The following is an 18,066-nucleotide window of genomic DNA, read 5'->3' on the forward strand; positions in this document are numbered from 1 at the left end:
CATGAAACTCGATCTCGATCAGGCCTGGCAGAGCGGGCTTCGCTTCACGCGCAACAATGCCGGCCTGCTGACGGTTATCGCCGGCCTATTGTTCTTCCTGCCGGCGGCGGTGTTCGGCTTGATGTTCGTTCCCCCCGAAGTCCCCGAAAACGCGACATGGGACGAAATGGTCACGATCCTCGGCGCGTTCTACGGCGAGACTTGGTGGATCATGCTCATCACGCTGGTGCTGTCGACGCTGGGATCGCTCGCGATCTACCGGCTCGCCGCGAGCCGCGACGACCGCACGGTCAGCGGGGCCCTGCAGGATGCCGTCAAGGGATTGCTGCCGATGATCGGGGCATCGCTGCTGGTGGGCATCCCGGTCGGCCTGCTGTTCGCGATCCCGCTGGCAATTGGTGGTGTGGGCGTATTCCTGATCCTGTTCGTCATCCCGGTGGCGATCTGGATCTCGATGCGGACAATCCTGTCGGGGCCGGTGCTGATGGCGGAACGGACGAACAATCCCGTCACGATCCTCAAGCGATCCTTCGCCATCACCCAGGGCAACAGCCTGCGGATTTTCTTTTTCCTGCTGCTGCTCGTCATCGCCGCCGCGATCGTGATGGCGATCATCGGCGCCGTGCTCGGGTTGGTATTCATCGCGGTGGCCGGGTCCGAGACGGGCGAGCAGCTGGCGCTGATCGTGTCCGCCGTGCTCGAAAGCGCTTTCACCGTGGTGGTGATCGCCTGCATCGCGATGATCTATCGCCAGCTGTCGGGCGGGCAGGCCGGCACGACCAGCGTCCCGCCGACGGTCGAGGACTAGGGCGTCAGCCCTTCCAGCCCCAGAACAGGCGGCAGGGGAGCACGTTGAGCGGTTCGAAGCCGCTGTCGATCCGCGCGAAATGCGGGGCCATGAAATCGCGCGCGGCGGCGGAGAACTGGTAGACCAGGAAGGCACCGCTTTCGCGGATCACGCGGCCGGTTGCGGCGGCGATCCGCTCGCCCACGCCGTCGGGCAGGGTCGAGAACGGCAGGCCCGAGAGCACGTAATCGGCATGGTCGAAACCGTGCGCCTTGACGATTTCTTCGACGTCCTCGGCCGAGCCGAGCACCGCGTGGAAGCGGCTGTCGGTTATCGTGCGCTTCAAATAGTCGATGTAGAGCGGGTTGGTGTCGATCACGATCAGCGTGCCGTCGCGCTTCAGCCGGTCGAGCACCGGCTGGCAGAACGTGCCCACACCCGGTCCGTACTCGACGAACAGGTCGCACTCGTCCCACTTCACCGGGTCGAGCATCTTGTTCACGGTGAACCGCGAGGAGGGAATGATCGAACCGACCATGACCGGCTCGCGCACGAAGCCCTTGAAGAACACGCCCCATGCCCCGAGGCTGCGTTCGATCCTGCGGCGCAACCCGCTACCCGGCGCCTCGCGCGCAATATCTCGACCCGACATTCGATCTCCCTCGAAAACTTCGGCGGTTTGGTGGCAGCTTGCCTCCGGCGTTGCAAGCATGCGGGGGAAGGCCTAGCCGCTTTTTTGCATGGCAGATAGCAACCCATCTTCTCCCCGTTCGGAGCTGCCGGACGAACTGCCAACTGCCGAGGCGCGGCGAGCCTCGCTACCCAAGGACCGGATGGCGGTGCTGTTCATGGTCATGCTGGTGACCGCGGCGGGCAACACCGCGATGCAATCGGTGATGCCGTCGATCGGCACCGCATTGGGGGTTGCCGACGTCTGGATCAGCCTCGCATACAGCTGGTCGGCGCTGCTGTGGGTGGCCACCGCTCCCTACTGGGCCGCGCGCTCGGACCGGCGCGGCCGCAAGGCGATGATGGCGCTGGGCATGATCGGCTTCATCGCCAGTTTCGCGCTGTGCGGCGCGGTACTGTGGTTCGGGCTCAAGGGCCTGCTCGGCGCGACCGCGACGCTGCTGCTCTTTGCTGCCTTCCGCTCGTTCTACGGCGGGCTGGGATCGGCCGCGCCGCCGGCGGTGCAGGCCTATGTCGCCAGCCGCACGCCGCGATCCGACCGCACCCGCGTGCTCGCGCTGATCGCCTCCTCGTTCGGACTAGGTACGGTGATCGGCCCCGCGATCGCGCCGCTTCTGATCTTCCCCGTGGTCGGGCTGACCGGTCCGTTCATCGCCTCGGCGCTGATCGGCGTGGCGATGCTTGTCGCGCTGCGCCTCATCCTCCCCAATGACGATCCGACCTACGCCGCACGCGGCCGGGTGGTCGCCGCTCCCTTCAGTGCCGCCTCCAACGCGCAGCTGCGCGAAGAGGAGGACGAGCGTGAAGACCGGCCCGTCGGTGCCGAGCCCGATCCCGCTCCGCCCAAACTCTCATGGCGCGACCGACGGCTTCGCCCTTGGATCGTCGCCGGGCTGGTCGGCGGACACGCGCAGGCAGCCGTGCTCGGTATCATTGGCTTCCTCATACTCGACCGGCTCGGGCTGCGTGCCACGCCCGAATTGGGCGCGGCTCCCACCGGGCTCGTGCTGATGGCGGGCGCCTTCGCCACGCTGGTGGCGCAATGGGGCCTGATCCCCACGCTAGACCTCGGGCCGCGCGCCTCGACGTTGTGGGGCGTGGGGCTCGCGCTGGTCGGAGTGCTGGTGGTCGCGGTGGCGGACGACCTCCACACGATCGCGCTGGGGTTCTCGCTCGCCTCGCTCGGCTTCGGCCTGTTCCGCCCGGGCTTCACCTCGGGCTCCTCGCTCGCGGTATCGCGCGCCGAGCAGGGCCAGGTCGCGGGAATCGTCGCCTCGACCAACGGAGCCGCCTACATCTTCGCGCCCGCTCTGGGTGTGTTCCTCTACAACCAGCACGTCTGGCTCGGCTTCGGTGCGATCGTCGCGCTGTGCCTGGCCGTGCTGCTGCTCGGCTGGCGCTCGATGGAGCGCGACGAGGAATTGGTTGCGCGGGGCTGATTTGTAGGAATCATTGCCGGGTGCGTTAGCCGGCGAAGATCACAACAAGTCGAACACCTTTTCCTGCGGGCGGCACAGCGCGACGCCCTTCTCGGTTTCGACCAGAGGGCGTTCGATCAGGATCGGATCGGCCGCCATCGCTTCGAGCACGGTATCCGCATCGGCATCGGGAAGTCCGCGTTCCTCGGCGTCGGTTCCGCGCAGGCGCAGGCCCTCGTTGGGGGTCATTCCGGCATCGGCGAACAACTGCGCGAGCTTGTCCCGGCTCGGCGCATCCTTGAGATATTCGACCACCGTAAGCTCGACGTCGTCGCGGTCCTCGAGGATCGCCTTCGTCTTGCGCGAGGTGCCGCATTTCGGGTTGTGCCAGATCGTCGCCTTCATCGATTTTCTCCCAGGCCGGATTTGCCCTCGCCCCTAGCGCGACAAGTTTTTCACGCCAACAGCGAGACTTTGGTTGCAACTGATAATCGCTCGCAATAGAGGCTTGCGAGCGATTCGCAATTACTCATCGACCCAAGTTCAGAAAGTCCCCCGCAAGTGCAACTTCGCAATTCCCGCTCCGCCGCCTCGCTGCTCGCCCTTTCGATCGCCACCCTCGCCTCGCCCGCGATGGCCGACGAGGCGGCTGAAGCCGCCGCGCCGGTCGTCGCCGATTCGAACGACGTCGACCCCGAATACGCGCCCGGCAACATCACCATCGTCGGCAAGCGCGAGACCTATTCGGAAGAAGACGGATCGACCGCGACCAAGACGCCGACCCCGCTGATCGACGTGCCGCAGACGATCAGCGTGCTGACCGAGGACCAGCTCGACGACATGAACGCGACCCGGCTCGACCAGGCGCTGCGCTTCGTCCCGGGCATCAGCCTCGAAACCGGCGAAGGCCATCGCGACGAGGTGTTCATCCGCGGCCAGGAAACCACCGCCGACTTCTATCTCGACGGCCTCCGCGACGACGCGCAGTATTACCGCCCGCTCTACAACGTCGAACGCGTCGAGGTTCTCAAGGGGCCCAACGCGCTGATCTTCGGCCGCGGCGGCGGCGGCGGGGTGATCAACCGCGTCAGCAAGGTCGCCAATCGCGGCGACGCCTTCACCGAGTTCGAAGGCTCGGTCGATACCTTCGGCGCCTTCCACGGCGCGGTCGACGCGAACCTGCCCTTCGGCGAGGATAGCGGCGCGCGCATCAACGCGATCTACGAGGAATTCGACAGCCACCGCCAGTTTTACGGCGGGCGCTTCTTCGGCATCTCGCCGACCGCCACCTTCGGTCTCGGTCCGGACACCCAGCTGACCCTCACCTACAGCTATGACGACGACGAGCGCGTGACCGATCGCGGGGTCCCCTCGCTGAACGGATTGCCGATCGCGGGCTATGACGAGACGCTGTTCGGCGATCGCGATTTCAACCGCGCCTCGGCGCAGGCCCACATCGCCCGCGCGCGCCTCAACCACGAATTCTCCGATGCGCTTTCGGCCAACGCGTCGCTGCAATTCGCCGATTTCGACAAGGTCTACGCCAATGTCGTGCCGTCGTCGGCGACCGCGACCACCGTCACGCTGGGCGGCTACCAGGACCAGACCACCCGCCAGAACTGGATCGCGCAGGGCAACCTCGTCTACCAGATGCAGGGCGACGGTTTCGGCCTGACCCTGCTCGGCGGTGTCGAGGCGAGCTGGCAGGACACGCGCAACGGCCGCAACGGCATCAGCTTCGCCACCGCGACGGGCCCGGCCTCGAGCGTCACCGTGCCGCTGGCCGAAACCCTCACTCTCCCGGCGGTCTCGACCACGCCGCTGATCCGCGATCGCGCCTCGGACCTTTCGACCCAGTCGGCCTATGCGCAGGCGCAGTTCGATATCGGTACGATGGTGGACCTCATCGCGGGCGTCCGGTTCGATCGCTTCGATCTCGAAACCACCGACCTGCTCGGCACCGGCGGCACGCTCGCGCGTGAAGACGAACTGCTCAGCCCGCGCGTCGGCATCGTCTTCCACCCGGCCGAAAGCGTTTCGCTCTACGCCAGCTACGCCGAGAGCTTCCTGCCGCAATCGGGCGACCAGTTCTACGCGCTGTCGCCGACCACCGCGACGCTCGAGCCGGAGAAATTCGATAACTTCGAAGTGGGTGCGAAATGGGCCCCGGCCGCCGACCTGCTGCTGACCGCCTCGGTGTTCCAGCTCGACCGTTCGAACACGCAGGCCGCCGACCCGGCCAATCCGGGCCTGACCGTGCTGACCGGCGCGAGCCGCGTGCGCGGGGCAGAGCTGGCCATCGCGGGCGAGATCGCCGAGCGGCTGCACGTCAATCTCGGCTACACCTATCTCGACGGCGAGATCACCTCGGACAGCGATTTCGCGGCAGCCGGCACCCGCCTGCAGCAGCTGCCCGAGCATCACTTCGCCGCCTGGGCGCGCTACGACATCACCGACAAGTTCGGGATCGGCGGCGGCCTGATCGCTCAGTCGGACCAGTTCGCGAGCTTCAGCAACGCCGTGACGCTGCCCGGCTACACGCGGGTCGATCTCGCCGCGTTCTACAACCCGACCGAGCGGCTGTCCTTCCAGCTCAATGTCGAGAACGTGTTCGACGAGACCTATTACGCCTCGGCACATGGCGACAACAACATCCAGCCCGCGCGCCCGGCCAACGCCTCGCTGACCGCACGCCTGCGCTTCTGAGGCATTGACCGCCTAAGTGGGATCGGACCCCGGCGCCGTTTCGAAACCCGGCGCCGGGGTTTCTTCTGCCTGCTCGCGGCGCGGAAGCCGTTGCCCGCTGGCGCGCAGGATCGCGCGCTTGATCCGCGGATAGGCCCCGCAGCGACAGATGTTCGGGATCGCCGCGGCGATGTCGTCCTCGCTCGGGCGCGCGGTCCGGTCGAGCAGGCCGACGATCGCCATCACCATGCCCGGGGTGCAGAAGCCGCACTGGATCGCGCCTTCGTCCACCAGCGCCTGCTGCACCGGGTGCAGTCCGCCGCGCGACAGGCCCTCGATCGTCTGGACGAAGCGCCCCTCGGCCTCGCCCAGCGTGACCAGGCACGAGCGCAAGGCGGTGCCATCGACCAGCACCATGCAGGCGCCGCAATCGCCGTTGCCGCAGCCATACTTGGCGCCGGTCAGGTTGACGGCATCGCGCAACGCCCACAGCAGCGGGGTCTGCGGATCCATCTCGATCGCCAGCGGGCGGTCGTTGATCGTGAGCGGAATGGCCACCATGGCTGCCGAGGCGCGGCGCCCTATTCCTTGTAGCTCGGGTCGATCCGATCCATCTTGCGCATCCACGCGCCGAAATCGAACAGCCCCGCGCCGCTATCGCCCTGCATCACCTTGAGGTCGCGCTGGTGGACGTCGAGCACTTCCTGGCTGACATGGAGCGGCTGCCCCATCGACAGGGTCGCGACCTGGATCTCGCAGGCGCGCTGCAAGGCCCACATGGTCTGGAACATCTGCGGGATCGTCTTGCCGATCACCACGGGGCCGTGGTTGCGCAGCATCAGGATCCGCTTGTCGCCGAGGTTCTCGAGCAGGCGATCGCCCTCCTCGGGGCGGATCGTGACGCCTTCGAAATCGTGATAGCCGATCTGGCCGATGAAGCCGCAGGCGTAGAAATTGGTCGGCTGGAGGCCTTCTTCCATGCTGCACACCGCCATCGTCGCGGTGGTGTGGACGTGGCAGATCGCGTGTGCATCCTCGATATGGCGATGGAAATGCGCGTGCTGGGTGAATCCCGCACGATTGACCGGATAATTGCCCGACAGCGTGTTGCCGTCGACGTCGATCTTGACGAGGTTCGACGCGGTCACCTCGTCGTAGAGCAGGCCGAACGGGTTGATCAGGAACGCCCCGTCCTCGCCCGGGACCTTCACCGAAATGTGGTTGTAGATCGATTCCGACCAGCCGAGATGCTCGAAGATGCGATAGCAGGCGGCAAGCTGGACCCGCGCCTCCCATTCCTCGGGGCTGCAATTGTCCTGCGGACTCGCTGCGGTGGCCATGATCAGTTCTCCTCTGCGCAAAGGCATAAGGGCTTGCGGTGACGCGCTCAAGCACGCTTGCGGCCCGGGCGTGCGCTGCCTAGGGCAAGTGGCATGACAGACGACAAGAAGAACAAGTCCGATATCGCGGACGACAGCAAGTTCTACCACGCCTCGCAGGAGGCCGAATTCGCAGACAAGGCGCCGCACGGCACGCCGCAGACGCGCCACCCGGCCTATCGCCTCGCCTTCCGCGACACCGATTTCCTGCTGCGCGAGGAATTGCGCCCGGTGCGCTTCCAGCTCGAGCTGCTGAAGCCGGAAATGCTGCTCGACGAAGCCGGCGTGGGCTCCACGCTGGTGATGTACGGCTCGGCCCGCATCCCCCCGCCCGAGGCGGCGCAGGAAGCGCTCGACGGCGCCAAGGACCTGCCCGAGGACGAGCGCCGCGTGGTCGAGAACCTCGTCAAGAAGAGCAAGTATTACGCCGAGGCCTACCAGCTCGCGAAGATGGTCAGCGAAAAGGCGATCATCGAGGACGGCAAGCGCCAGTTCGTGATCACCAGCGGCGGCGGGCCCTCGATCATGGAGGCGGCGAACAAGGGCGCGAGCGATGCCGGCGCGGAAAGCATCGGGCTCAACATCATCCTGCCGCACGAACAGGCGCCCAACCCCTATGTGACGCCGTATCTCTCATTGAACTTCCACTATTTCGCGCTGCGCAAGATGCACTTTCTGCTGCGCGCCAAGGCGGTGGCGGTGTTCCCCGGCGGCTTCGGCACGTTCGACGAATTCTTCGAACTGCTCACGCTGGTGCAGACCGGCAAGATGAAGCCGATGCCGATCATCCTGTTCGGCAAGGAGTTCTGGAACCGCGTGGTCGACCTCGACGCGCTGGCCGACGAGGGCACGATCTCGAAGAAGGACCTCGACCTGATCACCTGGTGCGAGACGGCGGACGAGGCCTGGACCGCGATTGCGGAGTTTTACGGGATCGAAGGGTAGAAGGCGGGTCGGCTTGCCCCCAGATTAGAACTAGGACCTGATACGACGTCTGTCGAACAGTCTCCCAAAGAGCAGACGGTTGACCGATCTGTAGCCAGATTTTGTGTAAGATCATGGTATGGGGCGCCTTCAAGATATCCTTTCCAATTCCAAAGGATCAGATAATATCCGTCTCTCGAATCATGAGGGAATTCGGGATGTTGCGTTATTCCGGCCTGTTGCTCATTGCACTGGCGCTTTTCTCAGGCTCCCCCGTCAAGGCGCAGCAGGTCTTGCCGATCAATTCCGTGGGGCAATGCTCGACAAGTGGCTTAATCGGAAATTTGAATGTCGAGGCGGTGCGGGGCGCCAACGGCTCCACCCGGTTTACGATCCGGTCTTTCGACACAGGGCAGAAAAGCCACGCATACGCCAAACACGAAAATCTGAGCTTTGCGGCCGCTAGAGGGTCGACGCCACCGATTTCCGGGAAGGTCAGGATGATGCCTTTCGGCGGTGGCAATCTACTCGTTGATGTCGAAGCGAACCTTACCGATAGCCAGCTCGGCACGCTCCTCGTCTCGGCCGGGCGGTATACCGCACGGTGGACCGAAACGCGGGTCGAGGGCAGCAGCGTCAACAATAGTCGCAGCGTAACTTATCAGCGCACTGCACAAATCGATCTTTCGCCGGTTTTCGCTACCCTGAAAGCGTTGCGCGCGTGTCAGGCGAAAGCGCCGCCTGCCACGCAGGCGAAGTCAGGCACGGTCGCGAAACGTCCGGAAGAAAATAGAAAGGCGCAGTTGCGCAGTTCGATATACAACCTGTTTCTTTACGAGGGGGGGCGACTTCTTCGGGCAGGAATTACGCAGGTCCCACCCATGACCATTGCTGTGGACGTGAATGTCGACGGACGCCCGAAGGAATGCCGCGTCGTGAAATCCGGGGGCAGTGCGACGGTGGATGAAGGGGTCTGCAGAATCTTCTCTCGCGCCAGCTATTCGCCCGCCACTGATCGGGCCGCCAAGCCGATCGCGTCCACGTTGACAATCGAGGTTCCGAGTATTCGCCTTGCGGAATAGCGCATCGCGCCAGTCAACTCGAAGCAATACGCGTCACTGAGCGAAAGTCCGCTTTCCACCCAATAGCGGCCATTTACTCGAAACGACTTTCCTACACGTTCGCGCCCGACATAGCTTCGGCTTATGCCTCGATCGCCCGCCCATCGCGCCCGGCGCAAGCCGCCGTTCTTTCGGCCCGTGCCGCTGCGTCAGCGGCGCGACGGGTGGAGCGAAGTGCGGCAATGCGCCTTCCTGGCCGAGCTCTACCTCACCGGATCGGTGACCGCCGCCGCGCGTCGCGTCGGGATGTCGCGGATGAGTGCCTATCGCTTGCGACGGCGCGCGGGGGCGGAGAGCTTTGCCTGCGCATGGGATCATATCTTCGCACTGCCCGGCATGGGGAAGATGGCGCGGCCCAAGACCGATTGGCGGAAGGTTACGAATCCAACGCTGATGGAGCGGGTCGAAACGGGCCTTGTCCAGCCCGTGCTCTATGCCGGAAAGCTCACCGCGATCCGCCGCAGGCCCGACAATTCCGCGCTTTTACGGGTCTTGCGACGGCACGATGCGCTGTGCGAGGCGGTCGCGCGCGGGAGCGCAAACCGGTGAGCGGGGAGTTTTGCACCCCCCCCCGGTCGGTGGTCCACCGGCACTCCCTTTCAGCGCACGCCCTGGTGACCGAGCGGGCCATTGCCCTTGCCGAAACCCGGCGCGGCGAGGATCGCCTTGCGGGTGAACTGGCGGCCGAGGCGCACCGCGTGTTCGAGCGACTGGCCGTGGCCGAGCAGCGTCGCGATCGCACTCGACAGCGTGCAGCCCGTCCCGTGCGTGTGGCGCGTGTCGATCCGCTCGTCGTCGAAGCTCGCGGCCTTGTCGGCGGTCACAAGGATGTCCTGCAGCCGCTCGCCCTCGCCGTGCCCGCCCTTGGCGAGCACCGCGCAGCCATGCCGGTCGCGCAGCACCTGCGCCGCCTCGGCCACCGCGACCGAATTGCCGGGCGACATGCCGGTCAGCGCGGCCAGCTCGGGCAGGTTGGGCGTCGTGACCGTGGCGAGCTCCATCAGCCGGGCAAAGGCTGCGATCGTGCCCTCGTCGGCCAGCGCCGCGCCGCTGGTCGCGACCATCACCGGATCGAACACGATCGGCACGGCGAGCTTGTCCATCTCCTCGGCCACGGCGCTGGCGATCGCCGCCCCGCCGAGCATGCCGATCTTGACCGCATCGACCCCGATATCCTCGATACAGGCCGCGATCTGCGCGCGCACGAAGTCGGGCGAGGACGGCGCGACGTCGCGCACCCCTTGCGTGTTCTGCGCGGTCAGCGCGGTCACCGCGGTCATCGCATAGCCGCCGAGCATGGTGACGGTCTTGATATCGGCCTGGATGCCGGCGCCGCCCGAAGAGTCCGAGCCGGCGACGATCAGGATGCGGGGAGGAGGTTTGCTGGCCATCCTAGATTGTCATCCCCGCGCAGGCGGGGACCCTGGGTGGCCTTGCGCCACGCCGCCCTCGATTCCCGCCTGCGCGGGAAAGACGAGATCGGTGCGAAGTCATGTCTTGTGACGCCGCTCGGTGCTGGCCGGGTACTTCGCCAGCAAGTCCGGCGCGCGGGTGGGGCGGTCGAGCAGTTCGCCGCCGCAATTGGGGCATTGCTCGTCGAGCGCCTCGGCGCATTGCGCGCAGAAGGTGCATTCGAAGCTGCAGATGAACGCCCCTCCCAGATGCGCCGGCAGGTCGGCCCCGCAGCGCTCGCAATCCGGTCTCAGCTCCAGCATTCAGCCCGCCGCCTTCTCGACCGCGCCGCAGATCGTATCGACCACGTCCTCGACCGTGTCGGCATCGTCGCCTTCGGCCATCACGCGGATCACCGGCTCGGTGCCCGAGGGACGGATCACGACCCGGCCCTTGTCGCCGAAGCGGCCTTCGCCCTCGGCGATCGCGCGCTTCACGCTGTCGGCTTCGAGCGGCGCGCTGCCCGAGGGGTACCGGACGTTCTTGAGCACCTGCGGCACGGGATCGAACAGGTGCAGCAGCTCGCTCGCCGGCTTGCCCGACTTCACCAGCGCCGCGAGCACCTGCAGCGCCGCGACCGTGCCGTCGCCGGTGGTGGCATGATCGAGCAGGATCATGTGGCCCGACTGCTCGCCGCCGACATTGTAGCCCTTGGCCTTCATCGTCTCGAGCACGTGGCGATCGCCGACCTTGGTCCGCACGAGGTCGAGCCCCTTGCCTTGGAGGAAGCGTTCGAGCCCGAGATTGGACATCACCGTCGCCACCACGCCGCCGCCGCGCAGGCGCCCGTCGGCGGCCCACTGGCTGCCGATCAGCGCCATGATCTGGTCGCCATCGACCTTCTCGCCCTTCTCGTCGACCACGATCAGCCGGTCGGCATCGCCGTCGAGCGCGATCCCGATATCGGCGTTCGCCGCCACCGTGGCGGACTGGATCGCCTCGAGATGGGTCGAGCCGACATTGTGGTTGATGTTCTTGCCGTTGGGATTGGTGCCCAGCGTCACGACCTGCGCGCCGAGTTCCCAGAACGCCGAGGGCGCGACCTGGTACGCCGCCCCGTTCGCGCAATCGACAGCGATCTTGAGCCCGTCGAGCCGGATATCGTTCGACAGCGATTGCTTGACCGCGTGGATGTAGCGCCCCCGCGCATCGTCGATCCGCCGCGCACGACCGACATCGGGCGCATCGGCCAGCTGGCAACCGCTGGCGAGCAGGGCCTCGATCGCCGCCTCGTCCTCGTCCGAGAGCTTGAACCCGTCGGGGCCGAACAGCTTGATACCGTTGTCTTCGTAGGGGTTGTGGCTGGCCGAAATCATCACGCCCAGGTCGGCGCGCATCTCGCGCGTCAGCATCGCGATCGCCGGGGTCGGCAGCGGCCCCGTCATCACCACGTCCATCCCGACGCTGGTGAAGCCGGCGACCATCGCGCTTTCCATCATGTAGCCCGACAGCCGCGTGTCCTTGCCGATCACGACCCGGTGCCGGTGATCGCCGCGCAGGAAGTGGCACCCCGCCGCCTGCCCCACGCGCATCGCCATGTCGGCGGTCATCTTGTCCGCATTGATCCGGCCGCGAATCCCGTCGGTGCCGAAATATTGTCGTGCCATCGTGCCTGCTTGCCTGTCGTTCGTTCGATCTGCGCCGCTACATGCTCGGTTTCGCGGGCAAAGTCACGGGGTGCGAAAAATCGCGCTTGCAACCGTGAGCCACTTCATGCGTTGGTAGCGTGAAGGCGGGCGCGAATGCGCGCGCCCGACCCGGAATCCCGCGACCCACACAAGACTAAAGAGACGGAGATCTCATGGCTTTCGACCTTATCCCCCTGCCCTTTGCCGACGACGCGCTCGACCCCGCGATTTCGGCGGAGACCTTTTCCTATCACCACGGCAAGCACCACAAGGCCTATGTCGACAAGACCAACGCCGCGATCGAAGGCACGGCCCATGACGGCAAGAGCCTGATCGAGGTCATCTCGGCCGCGCGCGGCAGCGACCAGGGCCTGTTCAACAACTCGGCCCAGACCTGGAACCACGGCTTCTACTGGCACTCGCTCACCCCTTCGACCGACGGCCCGAGCGGCGACCTGAAGGCGAAGATCGACGACGCCTTCGGTTCGCTCGAGGAGCTCAAGAAGACGCTCAAGGAAAAGGGCGCCGGCCACTTCGCCAGCGGCTGGGTCTGGCTGGTCGACAATGGCGGCAAGCTCGAAGTCGTCGACAGCCACGATGCTGACACGATCGCCGATGGCGACAAGAACCCGCTGCTCGTGATCGACCTGTGGGAACACGCCTATTACCTCGACCACCAGAACGCGCGCCCGAGCTATCTCGACGCGGTGGTCGACAACCACCTCAACTGGGATTTCGCTGCCGACAACCTCGCGCGCGGCAGCACCTGGGCCTACCCCGGCTGATCCGGCGCAACGCTTGATGAACGGCGCGTCGCCCATCCGGGCGGCGCGCCGTTCCTATGCGGGGGGCCTGTCCGGCCGCGGTTCGGGCGCGGGCTCGGCCGGGGCGTTGGGGAACAACGTCTCGCCGAATGCGAAGCCCAGCAGGTTGGGCTTTCCGATATGCTGGAACAGCGCCTTCAGCGTGATCACGATCGGCACCGACAGCAGCGCCCCGACCACGCCCCAGATCCACGCGAAATAGCTGATCGCGATCAGGATGATCACCGGATTGATCGTGAAGCGCACGCCGAGCACCGATGGCGTGACCGCATTGGCCTCGACCGTGTGCAGCCCGACATAGGCAAAGGCTGGGATCAGCGCGATCAGGATGTTGCCGTCGGTCGAAAGGCCGTAGAGCGTCAGGAAGACGGTCATCGCCAGCGGGCCGAGATAGGGCAGGAAATTGAGCAGCGCTGCCAACCCGCCCCACATCAGCGGCGCGGTCATCCCCAGCGCCCAGGCCCCCAGCGCGACGATCACGCCGACCGCAAAATTGATCGTCGCGACGGTGGCGAAGTATTGCGCCACCCGGTCCTGCACCTCGCGCAGCACGCGCGCGGCCTTGAGGCTCGCGCCGTAATCGCTGCGACCGAGCAGCAATTGACGCCGCCAGCGCCCGCGCGCCTCGATCATGAAGAACGCCATCAGGAAAGTGACCAGCGTTTCGACCACCACCGATGGCGTGGCAAGCGCAAGTTGCTGGATCAGCGAGGGGCTCGCCACGACCACCTGCCGATCGTCCGAACTGCCGAGCACGCGTTCGAGCTGGGCGGCCGCGTCGGCCATCCAGGCGAAGGTGCCGCGCAGCTGCATGATCCGTTCCCCTACCCGGGCAAGGAAGGCCGGAAGCGTGTCGATCAGGTCGAGCGCCGGCTGGAGGATCGTCAGCAATGCCGCCACCAGCAGCGCAAGAAAGATCATCACCGCGAGCAGCGAGGACAGGATGTTCGGCACCCCCCAACCGCTCAGCCGGTCGGCCAGCGGCGAAAGAATGATCGTGAGGATGATCGCGGTGGTAACCGGGAGAAAGACCACCGAGCCGATCGACAGCACGAACGGAAGTGCGAGGAACAGCCCGATGCCGAGCATCAGGACCAGCGCCGAGATCAGCCGCAATTCCTGTTCGGCGAGCAGGCGCCGCGTCGGCGGCGTGCCGGTCGCAGGCGCGGCCTTGTCTTCCGCAATCGGGTCCGCCGGTTCGTCGGCCATTATGCGCCAGGGCTCCTCGGTTCGCGCGGGGATCGCGCGCGCCCATCAATGCGCGGCGCGGACAGGCGTTACAAGCGCTTAATTGGGCTTGCGCCGCCGCGTCCGCCTGCTCTTGGCCGTATCGAGAACGGCGCCGGCCTGTTCGAGCAATTGCGGGATAGTCGTCTCGGCCGGCTGGGGCGCGCGGGGGCTCGTTTCATCCTCTTTCGTCATCATGCCTCTCACCGATGCTGGTGAGCAGAAAATGACCGACACCGAAACTCAGTTCCCGCCGGTGACCCCGTCTCCCGCCGCGACATCGTCGAGCTCTTCGAGGATCGCGCGGTGCGCACCGGCATCGTCGAGCGAACGCTTTGGGATGTCGCCATCGGCCAACATCGAATTGAGTGCCGCGCGCGCACGACCGACCCGGCTCTTGATCGTGCCGATCGCGCAGCCGCAGATTTCGGCCGCCTCCTCGTAGGAAAAGCCACCCGCGCCGACCAGCAACAGCGCCTCGCGCCGCTCGGGCGGGAGCGTCAACAGCGCGCGATGCATGTCGGACAGGTGGAGCGGATCCTCCTGGCCCGCCGGGGCGGTCAGGATACGCTCGGCGACATTGTCGTCATATTCGCCGCGGAAGCGGTTGCGCCGCATATCGGTGAGATAGGCGTTCCTGAGGATCACGAAGGTCCAGGCCCGCATCGACGTGCCCGGTTCGAACCGCTCCTGCGCTGCCCACGCCTTCATCAGCGCTTCCTGCACGAGATCGTCGGCCATGTCGGGGCGCCCGCAAAGGCCGCGCGCGAATGCGCGCAGGTGCGGAATGACGGCTTCCAGCTCGCGCTTGAACGCGGCCGCGTCTTCGGCTGAGCGCTTGCTCATTTCTTGGGTGCGTCCAGCTTGTCGAGGAGGTCCTTGAAACTCGGCGGCAGCGGTTCGTCCACCACGTCGTCGTAAAGATCGCGCAAGCCACGGGCCCAGTCGGGCTGTTTCTTGCGCGGGGTGCCGGACTTGTCCGGTGTCTTGTCCTTGGGGGCCATAATGTGGCTGTTATCCGTCCTTGATCCATTTTCGCGGGCGAAAACCGTCCACCCGCCGTGGCATCGCCGAAGCGCCTGCCTTACGTGTCACCTTCGGTGCGCGCTGTCGGAACGAAATGCAAGGTTCGCGGTTCCCGCAAGTGACTGTATGCCCGAAAAGGCCGGGCTGGGCGTGCGATGTGAGGGCGAAAGGCCGAATAATCAAAATCGATGGCTGAGTCCTACCCCAAGAACCAACGTAGCCGGCGCGCAGCGCGCTGGTACGTGCGCTATCCACGCGCGGCGCCGATCGGGATGTTCATCATCATCCTCGCGATCACGCTGATGGCGGTCTACGCGATCGAACGGAGCGAGGACGAGCGGGTCGCGGCGCAGACGACGCAGATTGCCGAGACGCTCGGCTCGCGGCTTGAATCGCAATCCTTGACGGCGGTCGCCTATCTGCGCGCGGGGGCGGCATTCGTCGCCAGCGAGGACGATCTCGATGCGCCCGCCTTCGAAACCTTCTTCACCGAAATGCGCGAAGATGCCCGCTATCGCGGGGTCGTCGGCATCGGCTGGGCCCCGCGGGTGGCAATTACCGAGATCGAGCAATTCGAGGAGCAGATGCGCGAAGCGGGGCGCTCCAACTTCATGCTCGATCGCGATGCCGATGCCACGCGCGACTTCATCGTGCCGGTCCGCTTCGTCAATCCGGCAACGCTCGGCAATCGGGCGCTGGTCGGCTACGACCTTTCCTCCGACCCGGCGATCGCCGCAGCGCTCGACCATGCCGAGCGCACCGGGCGCTCGACCGCCAGCGGCCCGATCAATCTCGGCAACACGCCCGAGGGCGACCAACGCACCGGCTTCATGCTGGTGATGCCGGTATTCGACGACGAGTTCGGTTTTCGGGCGCTGCGCGGTTTCGTGTTTAGCCCGTTCGAGGCGCGTGGTTTCCTCGAGGACGCGATCGCCGCCGAATCGCTGCAAAACCTGTCGGTCGAGGTCTACGACGCCGAGGGCGAAGAGCGCATCGAACTCGCAAGGGGTGGAACCACGATTGAAGGCGGCGGGGTGCAACTCGCGAGCGAGACGATCAACGTTTCAGGCCGCGATTGGGACATCGCCATCGCCCAGCCCGCGGCGGGTCGCCTGTCCAATCTTGCCCTCGCGACGCTGCTGTTCGGCTTGCTCGCCTCGATCATGATCGTCGCGATCACCCGCCTGCTCACCGCGCAGGCTACCGAAGACCGCGAGGCGCTGGTCTGGTTGCAGGAGCAGAACGCGATCCGCGACACTCTCACGCGAGAACTCAACCACCGGGTCAAGAACACGCTCGCCAACGTACTCTCGATCATTTCGCTTACGCGTCGCCGGGCCGATGATCTCGACGATTTCGCCGACAGCCTGGGCGGGCGCATCCGCGCGCTGTCGGCGACCCACGACCTGCTTACCCAATCCGATTGGGGTACGACTCCGGTGGGGTCGGTGATCGAAGCCGAAATCGCGCCCTATCGCCAGGGTCACGACATGCAGGTCCGGCTCGACGGACCCGAGGTGGAACTGGCCCCGAACGATGCATTGTCGCTCGGGCTCGCGATCCACGAGCTGGCGACCAACGCCTCCAAATACGGTTCGCTGAGCGTGCACGACGGAGAACTGGACGTGACTTGGGAACTGGTCGCGCAGGACCTCGTGCGGGTGAAATGGCGCGAGTCGGGCGGGCCCGAAGTGGCCCCCGACGACAAGCGTGGCAGCGGCTTCGGGACCGAGCTGATCAGCAAGATCGTCGCGCACGAATTGCGCAATCCGGTCGACCTGCAATTCGAAGCCCGCGGGGTTCGGTGCACGCTTACCGTCCCGGTTCGCACCCCGGCCGAATTCGGGCTGCGCGCGCCGCGCATGCCCAAGCCCCCCGAAGAAGCATAAACCTGTTGCGCAAAGAAAACGGCCGGCGCGCGATCCGCGCACCGACCGTTTCGGCTTACTTTTCCTGCTTCGACGTCAGTCGTCGTTGGCGTTGAAGAACAGCGCTTGGCTGATCGCCGCGCGAACGGTCGATTCCTTGAACGGCTTGGTCACGAGATAGGTCGGCTCGGGACGGTCGCCGGTGAGCAGTCGCTCGGGATAGGCGGTGATGAAGATCACCGGCACGTCGCCCAGCGCGAGGATATCGTCGACCGCATCGAGGCCCGAGCTGCCATCGGCCAGCTGGATGTCGGCGAGCACGAGGCCGGGCCGCTTTTCTGCGACCACTTCCTGCGCCTGGGTGCGCGTGGCGGCGGTGCCGCAGATCTCATGGCCGAGATTCTTGACCAGGTCTTCGAGCTGCATCGAGATCAGCGGCTCGTCCTCGATGATCAGCACGCTGGTTGCGCTCTCCCGGTCGATTTCCTCGATCGCTTCCTGAACGAGGCGACGCACGTCCGCTTCGTCCATTTCCATGATCTCGGCCGCTTCCTCGTCGGAGAAATCCTCCAGCGTGGTGAGCAGCAGGGCCTGGCGGCTGACCGGGGTGGCGGCGGATAGGCTCGAATGCGCGGCATTGGCCGGCTCGCCCGCGCCACCTTCCTCTCCGGCATCGATATAGGCGCTCGCCCAGACCTTGTTGAAGGCGCGGTAGAGCGGGACGCGACCGCCGCTGAGCGAATCGCGCAGATGATCGTCTGAAAGTGCGGCCTCAAGCGTGGCGCGCACGAAGGCGTCGCCGGTCGCCTGCGACCCCGTCAGGGCACGGGCATAACGACGCAGGTACGGCAGGTGTGCGGCAATTTCTTCGCCAATCGACATATTCGGTAATTCCCTTCCCGGGCTTTTCTGGTCCGCCGTCTGAACGCACCTTGGCCTTCGGCGTTCCCGCCGGGTAGCGAATAGCGCTGCGCAGGGAAAGGTCTTTGCCGCCATCCGGACCGGGTCTCTGAATTTGCTTGACCTTTTGCGGCCTA

General features: G+C 65.7%; 20 protein-coding genes. 8 read left to right on the top strand and 12 right to left on the bottom strand.

Annotation, left to right across the window (positions count from 1 at the left end):
- The first annotated feature begins 1 nt into the window (after position 1).
- A complete protein-coding gene (locus IEW49_RS10490; protein WP_188642602.1) occupies positions 2-808 on the top strand; it encodes a hypothetical protein in 807 nt (268 codons plus the stop codon).
- Positions 809-812: 4 nt separating this feature from the next.
- Here IEW49_RS10490 and IEW49_RS10495 read toward each other — a convergent pair whose 3' ends face one another.
- On the bottom strand, positions 813-1,439 hold the full coding sequence (locus IEW49_RS10495) for a class I SAM-dependent methyltransferase (protein WP_188642603.1): 627 nt from the start codon (positions 1,437-1,439) through the stop codon (positions 813-815).
- A gap of 88 nt (positions 1,440-1,527) precedes the next feature.
- Between IEW49_RS10495 and IEW49_RS10500 the strand changes: the two genes are divergently transcribed.
- Positions 1,528-2,916, top strand: a complete 1,389-nt coding sequence (locus IEW49_RS10500) for an MFS transporter (RefSeq protein WP_188642604.1) — start codon at positions 1,528-1,530, stop codon at positions 2,914-2,916.
- A 39-nt stretch (positions 2,917-2,955) separates the two neighbouring features.
- On the opposite strand, the gene IEW49_RS10505 is transcribed toward IEW49_RS10500, so the two are convergent.
- Positions 2,956-3,300: an arsenate reductase family protein gene (locus tag IEW49_RS10505; protein WP_188642605.1), complete on the bottom strand. Its 345-nt coding sequence runs from the start codon at positions 3,298-3,300 to the stop codon at positions 2,956-2,958.
- A gap of 156 nt (positions 3,301-3,456) precedes the next feature.
- On the opposite strand from IEW49_RS10505, the gene IEW49_RS10510 reads away from it, so the two are divergent.
- Positions 3,457-5,601 (top strand): TonB-dependent receptor, encoded by a 2,145-nt coding sequence (locus IEW49_RS10510; protein ID WP_229658166.1) that lies wholly within the window; start codon positions 3,457-3,459, stop codon positions 5,599-5,601.
- A 12-nt stretch (positions 5,602-5,613) separates the two neighbouring features.
- On the opposite strand, the gene IEW49_RS10515 is transcribed toward IEW49_RS10510, so the two are convergent.
- Both IEW49_RS10515 and IEW49_RS10520 read right to left on the bottom strand, forming a co-directional pair.
- Entirely contained in the window at positions 5,614-6,141 is a 528-nt protein-coding gene (locus tag IEW49_RS10515; protein WP_188642606.1) for a (2Fe-2S)-binding protein, read from the bottom strand.
- Between the two features lie 20 nt (positions 6,142-6,161).
- The gene (locus tag IEW49_RS10520; RefSeq protein ID WP_188642607.1) at positions 6,162-6,920 is read right to left on the bottom strand and encodes a class II aldolase/adducin family protein; all 759 of its coding nucleotides are present in this window, start codon (positions 6,918-6,920) and stop codon (positions 6,162-6,164) included.
- Positions 6,921-7,013: 93 nt separating this feature from the next.
- Here IEW49_RS10520 and IEW49_RS10525 point away from each other — a divergent pair, with 93 nt between their 5' ends.
- The 3 genes from IEW49_RS10525 to IEW49_RS10535 all read left to right on the top strand — a co-directional run bounded on the left by IEW49_RS10525 (position 7,014) and on the right by IEW49_RS10535 (position 9,553).
- Positions 7,014-7,904 carry an LOG family protein gene (locus IEW49_RS10525; protein WP_188642608.1) on the top strand — a complete coding sequence of 297 codons (891 nt, stop codon included), beginning with the start codon at positions 7,014-7,016 and terminating at the stop codon, positions 7,902-7,904.
- Between the two features lie 197 nt (positions 7,905-8,101).
- The gene (locus tag IEW49_RS10530) at positions 8,102-8,965 is read left to right on the top strand and encodes an energy transducer TonB (RefSeq protein ID WP_188642609.1); all 864 of its coding nucleotides are present in this window, start codon (positions 8,102-8,104) and stop codon (positions 8,963-8,965) included.
- A gap of 123 nt (positions 8,966-9,088) precedes the next feature.
- Positions 9,089-9,553 (top strand): hypothetical protein, encoded by a 465-nt coding sequence (locus IEW49_RS10535; RefSeq protein WP_188642610.1) that lies wholly within the window; start codon positions 9,089-9,091, stop codon positions 9,551-9,553.
- A 50-nt stretch (positions 9,554-9,603) separates the two neighbouring features.
- On the opposite strand, the gene thiD is transcribed toward IEW49_RS10535, so the two are convergent.
- The 3 genes from thiD to glmM all read right to left on the bottom strand — a co-directional run bounded on the left by thiD (position 9,604) and on the right by glmM (position 12,063).
- On the bottom strand, positions 9,604-10,395 hold the full coding sequence (gene thiD, locus IEW49_RS10540; protein WP_188642611.1) for a bifunctional hydroxymethylpyrimidine kinase/phosphomethylpyrimidine kinase: 792 nt from the start codon (positions 10,393-10,395) through the stop codon (positions 9,604-9,606).
- Positions 10,396-10,494: 99 nt separating this feature from the next.
- On the bottom strand, positions 10,495-10,719 hold the full coding sequence (locus IEW49_RS10545) for a DUF1272 domain-containing protein (protein ID WP_188642612.1): 225 nt from the start codon (positions 10,717-10,719) through the stop codon (positions 10,495-10,497).
- Complete coding sequence (gene glmM, locus IEW49_RS10550; RefSeq protein WP_188642613.1) at positions 10,720-12,063, bottom strand: phosphoglucosamine mutase; 1,344 nt, start codon at positions 12,061-12,063, stop codon at positions 10,720-10,722.
- A gap of 194 nt (positions 12,064-12,257) precedes the next feature.
- Here glmM and IEW49_RS10555 point away from each other — a divergent pair, with 194 nt between their 5' ends.
- Entirely contained in the window at positions 12,258-12,869 is a 612-nt protein-coding gene (locus IEW49_RS10555) for a superoxide dismutase (protein WP_188642614.1), read from the top strand.
- A 54-nt stretch (positions 12,870-12,923) separates the two neighbouring features.
- Here the strand turns inward: IEW49_RS10555 and IEW49_RS10560 are convergent, their stop codons facing one another.
- From IEW49_RS10560 to IEW49_RS10575, 4 genes are all read right to left on the bottom strand, one after another.
- Entirely contained in the window at positions 12,924-14,117 is a 1,194-nt protein-coding gene (locus IEW49_RS10560) for an AI-2E family transporter (protein ID WP_188642615.1), read from the bottom strand.
- Positions 14,118-14,195: 78 nt separating this feature from the next.
- Positions 14,196-14,333 carry a hypothetical protein gene (locus tag IEW49_RS10565; protein WP_188642616.1) on the bottom strand — a complete coding sequence of 46 codons (138 nt, stop codon included), beginning with the start codon at positions 14,331-14,333 and terminating at the stop codon, positions 14,196-14,198.
- Positions 14,334-14,378: 45 nt separating this feature from the next.
- The gene (locus tag IEW49_RS10570; RefSeq protein ID WP_188642617.1) at positions 14,379-14,981 is read right to left on the bottom strand and encodes a sigma-70 family RNA polymerase sigma factor; all 603 of its coding nucleotides are present in this window, start codon (positions 14,979-14,981) and stop codon (positions 14,379-14,381) included.
- Entirely contained in the window at positions 14,978-15,139 is a 162-nt protein-coding gene (locus IEW49_RS10575; protein ID WP_188642618.1) for a NepR family anti-sigma factor, read from the bottom strand. The genes IEW49_RS10570 and IEW49_RS10575 overlap by 4 nt, the downstream gene beginning before the upstream one ends.
- A 210-nt stretch (positions 15,140-15,349) precedes the next feature.
- Here IEW49_RS10575 and IEW49_RS10580 point away from each other — a divergent pair, with 210 nt between their 5' ends.
- Positions 15,350-17,050, top strand: coding sequence for a CHASE domain-containing protein (locus IEW49_RS10580; RefSeq protein WP_188642619.1), 1,701 nt, complete (start codon positions 15,350-15,352; stop codon positions 17,048-17,050).
- Positions 17,051-17,125: 75 nt separating this feature from the next.
- On the opposite strand, the gene IEW49_RS10585 is transcribed toward IEW49_RS10580, so the two are convergent.
- Positions 17,126-17,911, bottom strand: a complete 786-nt coding sequence (locus tag IEW49_RS10585; protein WP_188642620.1) for a response regulator — start codon at positions 17,909-17,911, stop codon at positions 17,126-17,128.
- Between the last annotated feature and the right edge of the window lie 155 nt (positions 17,912-18,066).

This window comes from Pseudoblastomonas marina (assembly GCF_014641655.1).
GTDB classification, from domain to species: Bacteria; Pseudomonadota; Alphaproteobacteria; order Sphingomonadales; family Sphingomonadaceae; genus Alteriqipengyuania_A; species Alteriqipengyuania_A marina.

Excerpts from the sequence above, each read along its gene's own strand:
- IEW49_RS10490 (WP_188642602.1), top strand. The coding sequence starts at position 2 with ATGAAACTCGATCTCGATCAGGCCTGGCAGAGCGGGCTTCGCTTCACG.
- IEW49_RS10495 (WP_188642603.1), bottom strand. The coding sequence starts at position 1,439 with ATGTCGGGTCGAGATATTGCGCGCGAGGCGCCGGGTAGCGGGTTGCGC.
- IEW49_RS10500 (WP_188642604.1), top strand. The coding sequence starts at position 1,528 with ATGGCAGATAGCAACCCATCTTCTCCCCGTTCGGAGCTGCCGGACGAA.
- IEW49_RS10505 (WP_188642605.1), bottom strand. The coding sequence starts at position 3,300 with ATGAAGGCGACGATCTGGCACAACCCGAAATGCGGCACCTCGCGCAAG.
- IEW49_RS10515 (WP_188642606.1), bottom strand. The coding sequence starts at position 6,141 with ATGGTGGCCATTCCGCTCACGATCAACGACCGCCCGCTGGCGATCGAG.
- IEW49_RS10520 (WP_188642607.1), bottom strand. The coding sequence starts at position 6,920 with ATGGCCACCGCAGCGAGTCCGCAGGACAATTGCAGCCCCGAGGAATGG.
- IEW49_RS10525 (WP_188642608.1), top strand. The coding sequence starts at position 7,014 with ATGACAGACGACAAGAAGAACAAGTCCGATATCGCGGACGACAGCAAG.
- IEW49_RS10530 (WP_188642609.1), top strand. The coding sequence starts at position 8,102 with ATGTTGCGTTATTCCGGCCTGTTGCTCATTGCACTGGCGCTTTTCTCA.
- IEW49_RS10535 (WP_188642610.1), top strand. The coding sequence starts at position 9,089 with ATGCCTCGATCGCCCGCCCATCGCGCCCGGCGCAAGCCGCCGTTCTTT.
- thiD (WP_188642611.1), bottom strand. The coding sequence starts at position 10,395 with ATGGCCAGCAAACCTCCTCCCCGCATCCTGATCGTCGCCGGCTCGGAC.
- IEW49_RS10545 (WP_188642612.1), bottom strand. The coding sequence starts at position 10,719 with ATGCTGGAGCTGAGACCGGATTGCGAGCGCTGCGGGGCCGACCTGCCG.
- glmM (WP_188642613.1), bottom strand. The coding sequence starts at position 12,063 with ATGGCACGACAATATTTCGGCACCGACGGGATTCGCGGCCGGATCAAT.
- IEW49_RS10555 (WP_188642614.1), top strand. The coding sequence starts at position 12,258 with ATGGCTTTCGACCTTATCCCCCTGCCCTTTGCCGACGACGCGCTCGAC.
- IEW49_RS10560 (WP_188642615.1), bottom strand. The coding sequence starts at position 14,117 with ATGGCCGACGAACCGGCGGACCCGATTGCGGAAGACAAGGCCGCGCCT.
- IEW49_RS10565 (WP_188642616.1), bottom strand. The coding sequence starts at position 14,333 with ATGATGACGAAAGAGGATGAAACGAGCCCCCGCGCGCCCCAGCCGGCC.
- IEW49_RS10570 (WP_188642617.1), bottom strand. The coding sequence starts at position 14,981 with ATGAGCAAGCGCTCAGCCGAAGACGCGGCCGCGTTCAAGCGCGAGCTG.
- IEW49_RS10575 (WP_188642618.1), bottom strand. The coding sequence starts at position 15,139 with ATGGCCCCCAAGGACAAGACACCGGACAAGTCCGGCACCCCGCGCAAG.
- IEW49_RS10580 (WP_188642619.1), top strand. The coding sequence starts at position 15,350 with ATGGCTGAGTCCTACCCCAAGAACCAACGTAGCCGGCGCGCAGCGCGC.
- IEW49_RS10585 (WP_188642620.1), bottom strand. The coding sequence starts at position 17,911 with ATGTCGATTGGCGAAGAAATTGCCGCACACCTGCCGTACCTGCGTCGT.